At 68.4% G+C, this 12,644-nt stretch carries 15 protein-coding genes; 1 reads left to right on the forward strand and 14 read right to left on the reverse strand.

Annotated elements, in window-relative coordinates; genetic code table 11:
• Positions 1-970: 970 nt before the first annotated feature.
• The gene (locus VFX14_14565; protein HEU5190904.1) at positions 971-1,426 is read left to right on the forward strand and encodes a hypothetical protein; all 456 of its coding nucleotides are present in this window, start codon (positions 971-973) and stop codon (positions 1,424-1,426) included.
• A 98-nt stretch (positions 1,427-1,524) separates the two neighbouring features.
• On the opposite strand, the gene VFX14_14570 is transcribed toward VFX14_14565, so the two are convergent.
• The 14 genes from VFX14_14570 to VFX14_14635 all read right to left on the reverse strand — a co-directional run bounded on the left by VFX14_14570 (position 1,525) and on the right by VFX14_14635 (position 12,294).
• The gene (locus VFX14_14570; GenBank protein HEU5190905.1) at positions 1,525-1,866 is read right to left on the reverse strand and encodes a hypothetical protein; all 342 of its coding nucleotides are present in this window, start codon (positions 1,864-1,866) and stop codon (positions 1,525-1,527) included.
• Positions 1,863-3,077, reverse strand: coding sequence for a pilus assembly protein TadG-related protein (locus tag VFX14_14575; protein ID HEU5190906.1), 1,215 nt, complete (start codon positions 3,075-3,077; stop codon positions 1,863-1,865). The genes VFX14_14570 and VFX14_14575 overlap by 4 nt, the downstream gene beginning before the upstream one ends.
• Positions 3,078-3,096: 19 nt before the next feature.
• Positions 3,097-3,714 (reverse strand): hypothetical protein, encoded by a 618-nt coding sequence (locus VFX14_14580; GenBank protein HEU5190907.1) that lies wholly within the window; start codon positions 3,712-3,714, stop codon positions 3,097-3,099.
• Positions 3,711-4,649: a type II secretion system F family protein gene (locus VFX14_14585; protein HEU5190908.1), complete on the reverse strand. Its 939-nt coding sequence runs from the start codon at positions 4,647-4,649 to the stop codon at positions 3,711-3,713. The genes VFX14_14580 and VFX14_14585 overlap by 4 nt, the downstream gene beginning before the upstream one ends.
• 7 nt (positions 4,650-4,656) lie before the next feature.
• Positions 4,657-5,592 carry a type II secretion system F family protein gene (locus VFX14_14590; protein HEU5190909.1) on the reverse strand — a complete coding sequence of 312 codons (936 nt, stop codon included), beginning with the start codon at positions 5,590-5,592 and terminating at the stop codon, positions 4,657-4,659.
• Positions 5,592-6,959, reverse strand: a complete 1,368-nt coding sequence (locus VFX14_14595) for a CpaF family protein (GenBank protein ID HEU5190910.1) — start codon at positions 6,957-6,959, stop codon at positions 5,592-5,594. The genes VFX14_14590 and VFX14_14595 overlap by 1 nt, the downstream gene beginning before the upstream one ends.
• A 3-nt stretch (positions 6,960-6,962) precedes the next feature.
• On the reverse strand, positions 6,963-8,186 hold the full coding sequence (locus VFX14_14600; GenBank protein HEU5190911.1) for a response regulator: 1,224 nt from the start codon (positions 8,184-8,186) through the stop codon (positions 6,963-6,965).
• 7 nt (positions 8,187-8,193) lie between these two features.
• On the reverse strand, positions 8,194-9,612 hold the full coding sequence (locus VFX14_14605) for a type II and III secretion system protein family protein (protein HEU5190912.1): 1,419 nt from the start codon (positions 9,610-9,612) through the stop codon (positions 8,194-8,196).
• Between the two features lie 29 nt (positions 9,613-9,641).
• Positions 9,642-10,142 (reverse strand): pilus assembly protein N-terminal domain-containing protein, encoded by a 501-nt coding sequence (locus VFX14_14610; protein HEU5190913.1) that lies wholly within the window; start codon positions 10,140-10,142, stop codon positions 9,642-9,644.
• Positions 10,142-11,050, reverse strand: coding sequence for a Flp pilus assembly protein CpaB (gene cpaB, locus VFX14_14615; protein ID HEU5190914.1), 909 nt, complete (start codon positions 11,048-11,050; stop codon positions 10,142-10,144). Before cpaB ends, VFX14_14610 begins: the two co-directional genes overlap by 1 nt.
• Positions 11,051-11,063: 13 nt before the next feature.
• Positions 11,064-11,456 (reverse strand): TadE/TadG family type IV pilus assembly protein, encoded by a 393-nt coding sequence (locus tag VFX14_14620; GenBank protein HEU5190915.1) that lies wholly within the window; start codon positions 11,454-11,456, stop codon positions 11,064-11,066.
• A 19-nt stretch (positions 11,457-11,475) separates the two neighbouring features.
• Complete coding sequence (locus VFX14_14625; protein HEU5190916.1) at positions 11,476-11,658, reverse strand: hypothetical protein; 183 nt, start codon at positions 11,656-11,658, stop codon at positions 11,476-11,478.
• A gap of 74 nt (positions 11,659-11,732) precedes the next feature.
• Complete coding sequence (locus tag VFX14_14630) at positions 11,733-11,912, reverse strand: hypothetical protein (protein HEU5190917.1); 180 nt, start codon at positions 11,910-11,912, stop codon at positions 11,733-11,735.
• Positions 11,913-12,012: 100 nt separating this feature from the next.
• Entirely contained in the window at positions 12,013-12,294 is a 282-nt protein-coding gene (locus tag VFX14_14635; protein HEU5190918.1) for a hypothetical protein, read from the reverse strand.
• Positions 12,295-12,644: the final 350 nt, after the last annotated feature.

The raw sequence follows: 12,644 nt of genomic DNA on the forward strand, positions 1-12,644 counted from the left end.
CGAAGCCGCTCCACCCGGTCCGGCCGGAGCGAACGAGGACGGACCCGGGCGCGCCGCGGGGACGCCCGCGCCCGGCGAGGCTGTTACGGGAGCAGGCGCAACGGCAGATGGCCGGGGGGGTGCGGCAACGGGTGCCGAGGCCGCCGGCGCTGGCGTTGCAGGCCCCGCTGCAGGCGCCATCGTCGCCGGGGAAGAGGCAGTGGGCGCCGCCGGCGCAACGGCTGGCGCCGCGGCGACCGACGTCAGGGCCGGCGGCGGCGCGGCCGGCGCCAGAGCCGGGGCGGGCGTCGGCGTGACTGGCGCGGGGGTCGCGGCTACGGGCGCGGGCACGGCCGGAGCAGGCGTGTCGCCTACAGGAACGGGCGCCGGCGGAGCCACCGGCACCGCCACCGGCGCAGGCGGAAGCGCGGGAGCCGGCGTCGCCAACGGAGCGGGAGTCGGGACGACGGGAGCCGGTGCCGCGGCAACCACGGGCGCCGGCGGAGGGGGCGTGGGGACGGTCACCGTCGGAGTCGGCGCCGGCGGCGCAGGCGGGAGCTCCGGCGCGGGCTCGGCAGGCCGTGGCGCCGCTACCACCTTGGGGGTTGGCGTCGCCGGCCGCTCAGGCGCGGAGCGAGTCGGGGCAGGTTCGGCAGGAGGGGAGCTGGGCGCGGGCTTGTCCGTCGAGACGCGCTCGCCGGGTCCGGCCAGCGGAGACGGCTCGACGATCGGCGCCCGCGTCACCGGCGGAGGAGTCTTGGGCTCCGGCCGCACGATCTCCTCGGGCGGCGCGGGAACGGGCAGCGCAGCGATCGCCTCCACCTCACGCGGCTTGACGGGAGGCGGCGGAATCGTGGGTCCATCCGGTGTGGAGCCCGGCGTCGGTCCAGTCTCCCGCTCCGCTGGCACGGCGGGGGACCGCTCACGCGGGGGCTCCGGCGGTGACCAGGTCATGACGGGTGGAGTCGGAGCCGCCTCGACCGCGGGCGAGGTGATCGGCGGCACCGGGATGGGCACGGGCGGTTCGGCCGGCGTGCTCGTCGCCGGTTTCGGAGGATCCGGAGTCGCAATCGGAGCGCGCACCTCGGGAGACTTCACTGCCGCAGAATCCACGCGGGGCGGCGGCGGGGGGCTCGGGCTCGGCGGCGGCGCTGGTGCGGACCGTGCGGGCGGCGCGGCCGGACTGTTCGCTCGAGCCGACGTCGCCGCTGGCGCCGCCGCGGGCGCTGGACGGGCGGGTCCACCCGACGCCGATTCGCTGATCGAGATCGAGCCGCCGGAGCCGGGCACGGGGAACACCTCCAGCGCGCTCATGCCGGGAGGGAGGCTCGCGAGCCAGACCAACAACCCCAGCACGATGACATGGAGAGACAGCGAGCCCGACATGCAGACGCCGAACGTGAGCGCCGAGGGCCTTCGCCCCGGTGGAGTCGATGGGGCTTCGTGATCCCCTTGACCGCGTCCGGCCGGCCTGGATCGCGCCGGCCACGACGGAAAGATGGGATCACTCATGCGTCTATTGTTGCCGAGGCTGCCGCCGTTAACCTACGGCTTGCTGCGACTTTCCAAGGCCTTCCCCGCGGGCTCGAGAGCCTCGGCATGATCCGGGGAGACGACGCGGGCCGGGGGCGACGCCGGGACGTCACGACCCACGGAGTAGATGGTGGAGGTCCCGGTCATGCCGGGCGACGTGGAGGACAGAGCCTCGACTCCGGTGAGCGGGCCCACCGGCGTGGCGTGCTCGACGATCCCGGACGACCCCGCATCGTGCGTGAGGCGCTCGGCCGTCAGGAGACGCGGCGCCGGCCGAGGCTCGCCGAACCCCACGCCCGCGCCTCCGGTCACGAGGGCGCAGCCGAGAAGCGCCGCGAGGACGCGGCCGATCACCTGACCAGCTTGAGCTTGGCTGCGAGCGCCGTGCGGGGCGCCGGATCGATCGTCGCCACCTGGCCGAGCGTGTCGCAGCGGAAATAGCCGAACACCGCCCGGAGGCTGTTGTCGCGCGTGCCGCAATAGGACGCCGCCTGTGGGTCCATGTTCGGGGAAATCACGCAGCCGTTGTTCTGATCGAAGACCTGGGTCACCACGAATTTGCTGTAAGTCATGATGGGGGCCGTCCCGGTCATGGCGCCTGGAGGACAAGCGGTCTGCACCAGCATGACCCCCACCTCCCAGCCGCCCCACGAGGCCTGGTACACGACCTGGGGAGTCCCGTTCACTATTTTGATGATGTCGCCACTAAGGGTCGAAGTCCGATTAGTGGTAAAGGTGTCCCGAAGCAGGTTGAAGGTGGGCTGCACCATGCCGTTGTCGAGGTAGGTGTTGCCCCCCGCCGGTGCCGTGGCATTGCAGGCAGCGCCCGCCCCGAGCCCCGCGTTCGTGATGGCCGCCTGATGCTGACCGCTGGTCCAGTTGCTGCCGTCGAGGCTGGCCCAAGCGGCGCTGTTGCAGGACTGCGGGCTGCCCGCCTGGTTGTTGCAGATGTTATTGCTCGAGATCCAGGTGAGCCCGGTGCCGCAGCCATTGCTGTTGTTGAACTGTCCGGTCCCCGCGTCGTAGAAGGCGCAAGGGGTCACCGCGATGGGCAGGATCGGAGTGCCGCAGCCCGGTAGCACGGGTGGGTTGGAGATGGCGACCGCGCTGGCCGTGATCGGAAGTGTGTCGATGTTCAGCAGCCGCAGGAACGAGGTCGGGATCGTGGTCTGGACCTGGCAGCGCACCGCATTGACCTGACTGCCCACTAGCGACGGGGTGAAGGTCCCCGCGTTCCAGATGCCGAGCACGATGTTGCCATTGGAGGCGTTCGCGGTATTGAGGTTGAGCGTGAGCGTGCCGGTGCGCAGCGGGTTCAGCGTCCCGTACTGCTGCGCGGTGGCGCGCACGGTGGGAAACACCGTGTCGTCGAACCCGAGTTTGCCAGCTCCGGCGAGGGCGGCGGCGTCGATGGTTCGCTGGAGCTCCGTGCGGGCGGCGGCCTGATAGGCAAAGTCGATCGCGAACCCGCCCATCACGAGCAGGAAGACGAGCAGGGTGAACGTGAAAAGCAGGACATTGCCGCGCTCGTTATTGAGCCAGTCACGGACCCGCTGGATTCTCATGGGTTCTGCTCCTCGTCGTTTAGCGCTGGAAGCTGACGAACTGGATCTCTTCCCAGGGCAGGTCCAAACGCCCCGAGGCCGTCTGGCCGCGAAGGACCAGGGTGCCGAGGTTGATGGAGTCGGCCTCTACCCGGGAACCATCGGTCAGGATAACGGTGGCAGTGTACCGGAAATGACGGTTCACGTAAAAGGCCGGCAGCGTGCTGGGCACCAGGTAACGCGCGAAGGTGAGGCTCGCGATGCTGACGAGCGGGATCTGCCGCTCGATCCCACCACGACGGACGGTGATGTAGTCGGCCTGGCGATGGCCCTGCCGGGGCTCCGGACCGCCCTGGAAGTAGTTCTGCAGCGATCCGACCGACCCGGACAAGACCGGCAACGCGGCCGATCCAGTGCCCACCTGCCCGCCGGACGTGTTGCCGCTCGGCCCCGCCGTATAGGGGTCAGGACCCCCCTGATGCGGGGCCGGGATCGTGTAGAACACCTCGAGGGACGGCTGCGCGATGCGCCAGGACTGTCCGTCCCAGGTCCGCACCTCGGCCATCACGTCCTGGGCCGCGACCGGCGCGACCCAGAGGGCAAGGAAGCCGACCAGCACGGCAGTGACTCGCACGAGGGAGGTCAGGGTCTTCGTCATTGTACGAGGCTCCTGAACGACTTGATGAGACCGATGAGGGATGGGGCCATCGCCACCAGGAAGAACGCCGGCATGAGGAACAGGACCGTCGGGAAGATCATCTTGAGCGGCGCGAGGGACGCCCGCTCCTCGGCGCGATGCCGGCGCTGGACGCGCGCCGTCTCGGCGTGGACACGGAGGGTCTTGCCGAGGGGCGTCCCGAGCCGATCGGACTGGACGAAGGCGCTCACCATCGAGCGCACTTCCTGGACGCCGCAGCGCTCGCCCAGGCTCCGCATCGCCTCCTCGCGGGGTCGGCCCGCCCGGACCTCCAGGTGCATGCGCATCAGCTCCTGGTGGAGGGGACTCCGCGTCAGCTCCTCCTGCTCGGCCACGCGCGCCACCGCCGCGTCGAAGCCCAGGCCGGCCTCCACGCAGACCATCAGGAGGTCGAGCACGTCCGGCAGCATGTTCACGATCGCCCGCTGCCGCTCCTTGATCCGGTTGTACAGCCAGAAGTCCGGGAGCATGAACCCGATCGCGAGGCAGACCAGCGAGATGATCAGCGTGTTCGAGAGCACCCGCTGCATGAGAAATCCGAAGAAGGGATAGGCGAGGAACCCGATCAGCGCGCACACGACCTTGGCGCCCCAGAGCATCGCGACGCCGCGGGGATCGCTGAAGCCGGCCTGGGTCAGGCGCACCCGGTAGCGCGTGAGCCGGACGTTGTCCTTCGGGACGACGTTCCGACCGATCTTCTCGATGGCGCGCTGGAGGCCCGACTGGGGCTCGCTGTCGAATCTCAGGATCGACACGGGCCCGTCGGCGACGGTGGACGCGCGGGAGAGCCGACCGCGCCCGATGGCGGGCCAGAGCCGCATGACGATCATCGCGCTGACCAGCGTCACTCCAACTACCAGGAGGAACGTGACGATCGCGACGGTGAGTGGGTTCATGAGCGCCTCATACCTTGATCTTGGCGATGCGCCACACCATGAAGAAGCCGATGGCCTCCATGGTCAGCCCCGCGCCCAGGAGCACGGGCGCGAGAGGCGACTCCAGCATGGGCGTGAAGTACCCAGGGCTCATCAGCTCGAACATGATGGCGAAGGCCACCGGGCTCAGCCCCACGCATATGGCCGACCAGCGGTGCTGGGCCGACAGGGCGCGGGCGTGGCTCAGGATCTTGAAGCGCTCGCGGATGACCTCGCTGAGCCGGTCCAGGATCTCGGCGAGATTCCCGCCGGAGCCGCGCTGGATGAGGACCGCGGTGCAGAAGAACCGGACGTCGTCGGTCGGCGTGCGCTCGGCCAGCCGCGAGAGCGCCTCGCCGGGATCCAAGCCGAGCTTTGTCTCCTCGAACACCTGGGTAAACTCGGCTCCAAGAGGATTCGGCATCTCCTGGCCCACCAGTTGAATGGCGCTGCTGAGCGCGTTCCCGGCGCGGATGGCGCGCGACATCGCGTCGAGCGCGTCCGGGAACTGGGCCTCGAAGCGCTGCATCCGCTTCTGCCTTTTCCAGAGGAGGAACAAGATCGGGGCCGCACCCACCGCCGCCGCTGCCCCGAGGCCCCAGACAAAGAGCCCGGTCCGGAGCCACCCCAGCAAGAGGCCCAGAGTGGCGCCGATGCTGACGTAGAGGAGGAAGTCGTTGGACAGCCCCGGATAGCCGGCCTGCGCCGCGAGGCGTCCCAGACGATCATAGAGGGCGGCCTGGCGCGACGACGAAGCTGCGAGGCGCGCTTGGGCCCGCAGGAGATCGGGGTCGACGCCGGCGCCTGCCGCCATCCCGCCGGCCAGCCGTTCGCGGAGCCGGCGCTTTCCCTCGAAGGACCAGGTGACGCCAGCGATCAGCGCCAGCACGAGAAGGAAGGTCAGCGCGGCGACCAGCAGGGGCATCAACGAACCGCCTGCCGCTTGTTCGGGTTGAAGATGTCCGGGTCCAGCTCGATGCCGGCCCGGCGCAGCCGGTCCGCGAACTTGGGCCGAACGCCGGTGGCGCGATGGTAGCCGATCACTTTTCCATCCTTGTCCACGCCCTCCTGCTCGAAGACGAAGATATCCTGGGTGGTCACCACGTCCTCTTCCATGCCGACCACCTCGGTGAGGCGGAGGATCTTCCGGCTCCCGTCGCTCAGCCGCGAGAGATGGATGATCAGGTCGAGCGCGGAGGCGATGTAGTCGCGCATCGCCCGCACGGGGAGGGAGATGCCGGAGAGCAAAATCATGGTCTCGAGCCGGGCCAGCGCGTCGCGGGTCGAGTTCGCATGGACGGTGGACAGGGAGCCGTCGTGGCCGGTGTTCATGGCCTGCAGCATGTCCAGGACCTCGGGGCCCCGCACCTCACCGACGATGATCCGGTCGGGCCGCATCCGGAGCGCGTTCCGCACGAGATCGCGCTGGGTCACGTTTCCTGCACCCTCGATGTTGGCCGGGCGGGTCTCCAGGCGGACCTTGTGCTCCTGCTGGAGCTGGAGCTCGGCCGAGTCCTCCACGGTGACGATGCGCTCGTGGTTCGGGATGGCCTCGGAGATGACGTTGAGGAGCGTCGTCTTGCCGGAGCCGGTGCCGCCCGAGATGAGGATGTTCAGACGCGCCTGCACCGCGGCCCGGATGATCGCGGAGAGCGCAGGCGTCCAGGTATTCAGCCCGATCAGATCATCGGTCTTCAGCGGATCGACCGCAAACCGCCGGATCGAGAGCACAGGCCCGTCCAGGGCCAGCGGCGGGATGATCGCGTTGACGCGCGAGCCATCGGGCAGCCGGGCGTCCACCATCGGGGAGGACTCATCTACCCGCCGGCCCACGCGTGACACGATGCGCTCGATGACCTGGAGGAGGTGGGTGTCATCGCGGAAGATGAGCCGCGTCCGCTCCAGCCGCCCGCGCCGCTCGACGTAAATCGCGCGGGGCCCGTTGACGAGGATGTCGGACACGGTCGGATCCTGCATGAGCGGCTCGATGGGGCCGAGACCGAACGTCTCGTGCTGGACCTCGATGACGAGCTGCTCGCGCTCTTGCCGGCTCAGCGGCGTCTCGTCGCTCGCGAGCATGTCCTCGACGATGCGCTGGATCTGCGCCTGGACGGTTTCCCGTGGCAGCAGGTTGAGCTTCGACAGGTCGAGGCTCTCGATGAGCTGACGGTGGATCCGGGTCTTGAGCTCGAAATAGGCCGACTCGCCGGCCCGCTTGGGCTCACGCGGGGGCGCGCCGTTCGTCACCACCGGGGCGGGCTCGAGGCCCTGCCGTCGCTGAAAGAGTGCCATCTATCAGGCTCCTGTGCTCTTGGGATTCCAGACCATGCCCAGCAATGAGCTCGCGCGCTTCGAGGCCGGCGTGCCCTTGGGTCCGGGCACGCTGCCGGCGAGGGATTCCGCGAGCTGCCTGACGTTTCGGGCGAATTTCGAGCGGGGCGCGGCGGTCACCACTGGCTTCCCCGTGTTGATCGCCGACACCACCGCCTGATAGTCGCTCGGCGTCCGCCAGTACACGGGCACGCCGAGCGCTTCACGCGCGTGCTTCAAGGTCACGTCCTCGCCGGTGTCCTCCCGCATCACCACCACCTTCACCTTGTGGGAGTCGATGCCGAGCAGGCGGAACCCCGCGAGGCCGGCCGCGCCGGAGCGCAGCGCCGAGACCTCGAGGTTGGTGAGGAAGACGATCGCGTCGGAGGCCTCGAGCCCGGCGAATGTCCCCGGGGACGTGTCGTGCCGGAGATCGAGCACCACGTGGTCGAAGTGCGAGCGGATGATCTCGAGGCCGGCCCGGACCTGCTCGCCGTTGAGCTGCGTCCGCTCCATCCGGAGCGGGCCGGGAAGCACCCAGAGCCCACTCGAGTGCCGGGTGAGGAGGCCACGCAGGAATGACTCGTCGAGGCGGTCGATGTTCTCGAAGGCGTCGAGCACCGAGTAGGTCGGGCGCAGGTCGAGGAACGTCGCGATGTCGGACTGCCGAGTGTCGAGCTCGATGAGGAGCGTGTTGTCGGGCGCCCGCTCGGCGAGGCACACCGCGAGGTTGATCGCCACCGTGGTCACGCCGAGGCCGCCCTTGGTGGAGAACACCGACAGCACGCGGCCCGTCTTGCGAACGCTGGGGGCCGGACCGCGACGCACGCGCGCGACCTTTTCGAGCGCCTCCGCCAGGTCCGCGCGCTCCACCGGCCGCGACAGGAACTCGAAGGCGCCCGCGCGGATGACCTTGAGGACGGCCTCCGCGGACACGCCGCTGCCCATGGCCAGGATGGCCGCTTCGGGCAAGGTTTCTGCGAACTTCCGGACGGTCGCGCCCGACACGTCTTCATCGCGCCCAGACGGAATCTCGATCAGGACCAGATCTGGGCGGCGGCTCGGCGTGTCCAGCAGGGCCTGCCTGACGTCGCCGAATTCCCCCACCACCACCGCGCCCGGCATGCCCCCCAGCATCTTGCGGAGGGCGGTGCGGGACTCGGCGTCCGAGTCGACGACGACGATACGGAGCACGGTCGATGGGGTCACGCTGGGCTCACTTTTTCGGAGGAAGGTCGCTCTGCCCGAACGGGCGCTCCATGATCTCGCCGACGGCCGGGATCCCCGGCACGAGGGTGAATTCCTTCTTTTCCTTCTCACGCAGATTGAAGAGCGCAGCGGCGTCGGGCGTGAACGGCGAGCCGACGGGATCGGGCTTCACGAGCTTGACGGTGACCAGGAACAACAGCTCGGTCTCGTTGTTCTGGAAGCGCGTGCTGCGGAAGAGCGTGCCCAGGATCGGAATGTCGCCGAGGATGGGGATCTTCGCCACCTGCTGGCGCACCTCGTTGTTGATGAGGCCGGCGATCGCGAAGGTCTCCCCGTCCCTGAGGCTGATGTTGGTCGCCGCCTGATTCTTCCGCAGCACGGGAATGGCGAAGCCGGCCGCGACGAGGCCCTGGCTGAAGTCGAGGCTCGAGACCTCGGGTCGGATCTTGAGATTGATCGTGTCGCCGTCGACGACCGTCGGGGTGAACAGGATCCCGACGCCGAACTCCTTGAACTCGACGGTGACCCGGTTGTTCTCCTGCGCAACCGGGTACGGGAACTCACCGCCGGAGAGGAACTTCGCCTCCCGGCCACTGTGGGTGACCAGGTTCGGCTTCGCCAGCGTGCGGAACAGGTCCCGCTCGGCGAGGGCGCGAACCAGCATGGCGTAGTCGCGCGCGCCCGTCGACAGGAAGAAGTTGCTACCCGGGAAGGCGAAGTCCGGCGTATTCCGGCCGACCGCTTGGTTTGCCAGCTCGCGCGCGCCCACCGCCCCGAGGGTACCGAGGCCCGGGAAGAAGGCGTTGCCGGGGGTCGCGCCGGCCTGGAGGGTATCGCCGAGGGCGCGGACACTGAACCCGAGCTCCTTCAGCGCCTGCCGCGTGGCCTCCGCCACGTGGACCTGGAGGAGCACCTGCTGCGGCCTGATGTCGCTCACGCTGAGCAGGCTGATGACCTTCCCCTTGGGCGCGAAGACCGACGCCACCTCGACGGCCCCCGCCATCACCTGCTCGCTGGTGCTGGTCCCCGTCAGGATGAGCGATTCCTGAGCCGACTGGACATCGATCTCGTCCTTGGGGGCGACCTGCTTGAGCCGCTCGCGCAGCAGGGCAAGGTCCGTCTGAACGAAGATGTCGAAGAAGACCGTCTTGCGCGGGTAGAACACCACAAGCGACGTCGTCCCCACCGCCTTGCCGCTCACGAGGAGCTGGTTGGGGGTCACGACGAACACGTCCGCAACGGCGGGGTTGGTGACGGAAACGCGAGTGAACGGCTCCTTCAGCTCGACGACCTGCGACTTCCCGATGGTGACCTCGAGCCGGACGACGCCCTGCTCGTCGGCGAGGGCCGGCATCGCGCCCGTGGCGAGCATCGCCACGAGCATGAGCCAGGCTAGAACCCGTCTCCGCCCAAGCGCATCGCGCATTCGATCGCCTCTCCGTTCGATGGTTGAGTTCACTTTTTCGGAGCCTCGGTGTCCTTCACCGTGCCCAGCTCGATCCAGAGCTCCGACTTGTCGCGGAGGAAGAAGCGCTGGCTCACTTGATCGCCCCGATGCACGAGGACCGAGTACGGCTCGGGGTTCGAGGGAGTCGTCAGGGACGGCAGCGCGGCGGCGGGATGGACGACGAGGTCGTACTGGCGCTGCTTGTTGCCGGCGAAGATCAGGAGCAGCGTGGTCCGGCCCACCGTCTTGCCGGTAAGGAGCAGCTGGGTGGGATTCAGGACCTGGACATCCGCGACGTTGGGATTCGCCACCACAACCTTCGTGAGGGGCTCCGGTCCCACCGTGAGCACGTTGGCCTGGTCGGAGGCGACGAACACCGCCGTCTGCTCCTGGGCGCCGGTCGGCCCGGCCATCGCGCCGAGCTGGGCGGCGAGTCCGAGCCCGAGCGCGCCGAGCGCGAGGCGGCTCTCCTTGAAGCGTGGCAAACGCATGGGGGTCTCCTTGTTCATCACCGCTGCTTCTCCGCCGAGCCGCGCTCGATCCACCCCCGGTCGCCGAAACGGACGAACTGCTGCTCGGTGAGCCGCGTCCCGCGCACCACCGAGACGGTATGGCCCTCGGGGGCGGGGGGCGGGAGCGGGGCGGCCACGGGCACGGGCTTACGCGCCACCGGCGCCGCCGGAGGGGGAGCCACCGCCGCGGTACGCACGTCGCTCAGGAGGGTCGCCTGCGTGGCGCCCGACGTCCTCACGACCTCGTTGTCCCGCAGGTTGCGGGTGGCCAGCGTGATCCGTCCCTCGCTCTGCGCCACCGCGAGCCGCTCGGTCTGCTCGGGCGTAAGGGCGAGCGTGACCGTGGTCACGGTGATCGGCTTGTTGTCCCGCATCTCTACCGTCTGGCCGGCGGCGAGGATCGGCACGTCCTGGAGGATCACCTTGGCGATGCGCTCGTTGGTGGAGCCGGGCTTGGTCATGCTCACGAGCACGTCCACCCGGCTGTTCGGAAGGATGAAGCCGCTCTCGCGAATCGCCTCGTCGACCTTGATGGAGACGCCGCGCTGCCCTTCGGGAACCAGCATCGGCATCACGCCGCCCTTGCCCGCCAGCTCGGGGGCCAGCCGCGACTCGAGGAGGGGCTCCCCGGCCATGATCGCGCTCCGCACCACACGCCCTTCGGCGTTGGCGAGAGTCCGGACCGCGCCCGTGGGGATATTGCTCTTCGGCCACTGCACGAGCTTGACGTGCTGGCTCGTCACCGATTCCGCCATGCTCATGTTGACGGCCGCCACCACCACCGGCTCGGTGCCTTCGGGGGCGCCGGCCAGCGCCATCTGGCGCACCACCTGGTAGACGAGGAAGCTGGCGATGAGGCCCACGATCGTGGCGAACACCAGCACGATCATCAGTCGACGGTTCATGGGTGCAGGTTCCTCATTCGTACCGCATGGTTGCGGTCTGTGTGATGTTCATGGTCCCGAACATCGTGGATGTCATGAGCGGCACGACCGTCTGGAACTGCAGCGTGACCGTCGCCGACACGACTTGGTCCGGCGCACAGGGTGAGGTCGCGCAGGACACGCCGGCACCCGTCCAGTTGCCGGAGCCGAGCATCGCGTCGATCTTGGCATTGCCCGCGGTGCTCACCGAATCGGGCGCCGCGACCACGCCGGCGCGCACGCCTTCGCGCGCGGCGGCGGTGGCCAGGTTGAGGGTGAGCCAGGCCCGGCTCACCTCCACGATCGCGAACAGGACGAAGAGGAGCACCGGGAGCACGACGACGAACTCGAGCGTCGACGTGCCGCGACTATCGAAGAGCTTTCTCATAACCCTCACGAGAGAATCCTCAGGAGCTCGCCAGTCCGCTCAGTGTCCCCCCGATCGCGTTGATCGCGGTGGTCAGCTGGGTCTGGAGAGTGCCCGGATAGACTGCGATGCCGATCGCGACGATGAGAGCGCCGACCACGATCCACTCGAGGGTCTCGACCCCGCGCTCGTCGCTCACATACGACCAAACCGTCTTGAGCACGTTTGGCTCCTCCCTTTGAAGTCCCGACGCGGGCGCCTCCGAGCGATTCGGGGCGCCCGCGTCGCGGTCGCTCGTTACGAGCTGGCCAGACCCGAGATCCGAGCGCCGATGTTGTTGACGGCGGTGATGAGCTGGCTCTGCAGAGCGCCCTGGTACACCGCGATGCCGACCGCCACGATGAGCGCGCCGACCACGATCCACTCGAGCGTCTCCACACCCCGCTGGTCCTTGAAATAACCGATCAGTCGCTTCATCTAACTCTCCCTTGTTCAATGGCTCGCCCGTGCACTGCGTTGTCGGCGGAAGCCCATCTTCCGCCGGTCCTGCGCTTCTCTCCCTCAGGCCGCCCGTCGCTCAGCGCATCGGGTGGACATCCCGGCCCTCGTACGCCCGTACATCGGTGAATCCCCCGCTCTCGAGTCCGACCACCACCTCGGCCAAGCGCTCGTGCGGAACTCGGAACGCGACGGCGTTGCCATCAACCGGTCCCGACGGTGGCTGGGCCGCGTCGAACCCCAGCCCGAGCTGACCGAGTATTTCCTGCACCGATGGGAATCTGTCATCCCGATCGGCGCCCAGCACCACCACGATCGCGTGTCCCAGAGTCGGATCTCCGTGCCAGTCTTCTCGGTTCATTTCCATCCCCAACAGTGGGCCTGGGTCCGTGGTGTCGGGTGGGACAAAGAGCACGCATCGTGCCATGGCACTCGCCGAACACTATCCATTTTCGATTTATTCTCGCCCCGATATAACTCAGGGAGTTGGAGGCAGTGTCGGAAAAGCTTGCGGAATTATTTGCCCAATTTCCTGATGCAAAAGGGGATGGAAGACAGCTCGGGCGCAGGCTCCAGAGGACCGAAACCAGCGAGTTAATAAGCGGGAAATCCATTTATGCGGACCCGCATCGGCCATTCGCTTCTTGCTATGCAGTTCTGGCGCTGGTGGGTATGCAGATTTCGCTTATGCGACAAATCGTGGCGACCAGC

This window comes from Candidatus Methylomirabilota bacterium (assembly GCA_035764725.1).
GTDB lineage: Bacteria > Methylomirabilota > Methylomirabilia > Rokubacteriales > CSP1-6 > DASRWT01.

Coding starts and splice junctions, on each gene's coding strand:
- VFX14_14575 (HEU5190906.1), bottom strand. CDS start 3,077: ATGAGAATCCAGCGGGTCCGTGACTGGCTCAATAACGAGCGCGGCAAT.
- VFX14_14580 (HEU5190907.1), bottom strand. CDS start 3,714: ATGACGAAGACCCTGACCTCCCTCGTGCGAGTCACTGCCGTGCTGGTC.
- VFX14_14585 (HEU5190908.1), bottom strand. CDS start 4,649: ATGAACCCACTCACCGTCGCGATCGTCACGTTCCTCCTGGTAGTTGGA.
- VFX14_14610 (HEU5190913.1), bottom strand. CDS start 10,142: ATGAACAAGGAGACCCCCATGCGTTTGCCACGCTTCAAGGAGAGCCGC.
- VFX14_14620 (HEU5190915.1), bottom strand. CDS start 11,456: ATGAGAAAGCTCTTCGATAGTCGCGGCACGTCGACGCTCGAGTTCGTC.
- VFX14_14605 (HEU5190912.1), bottom strand. CDS start 9,612: ATGCGCGATGCGCTTGGGCGGAGACGGGTTCTAGCCTGGCTCATGCTC.
- VFX14_14595 (HEU5190910.1), bottom strand. CDS start 6,959: ATGGCACTCTTTCAGCGACGGCAGGGCCTCGAGCCCGCCCCGGTGGTG.
- VFX14_14630 (HEU5190917.1), bottom strand. CDS start 11,912: ATGAAGCGACTGATCGGTTATTTCAAGGACCAGCGGGGTGTGGAGACG.
- VFX14_14590 (HEU5190909.1), bottom strand. CDS start 5,592: ATGCCCCTGCTGGTCGCCGCGCTGACCTTCCTTCTCGTGCTGGCGCTG.
- cpaB (HEU5190914.1), bottom strand. CDS start 11,050: ATGAACCGTCGACTGATGATCGTGCTGGTGTTCGCCACGATCGTGGGC.
- VFX14_14635 (HEU5190918.1), bottom strand. CDS start 12,294: ATGAACCGAGAAGACTGGCACGGAGATCCGACTCTGGGACACGCGATC.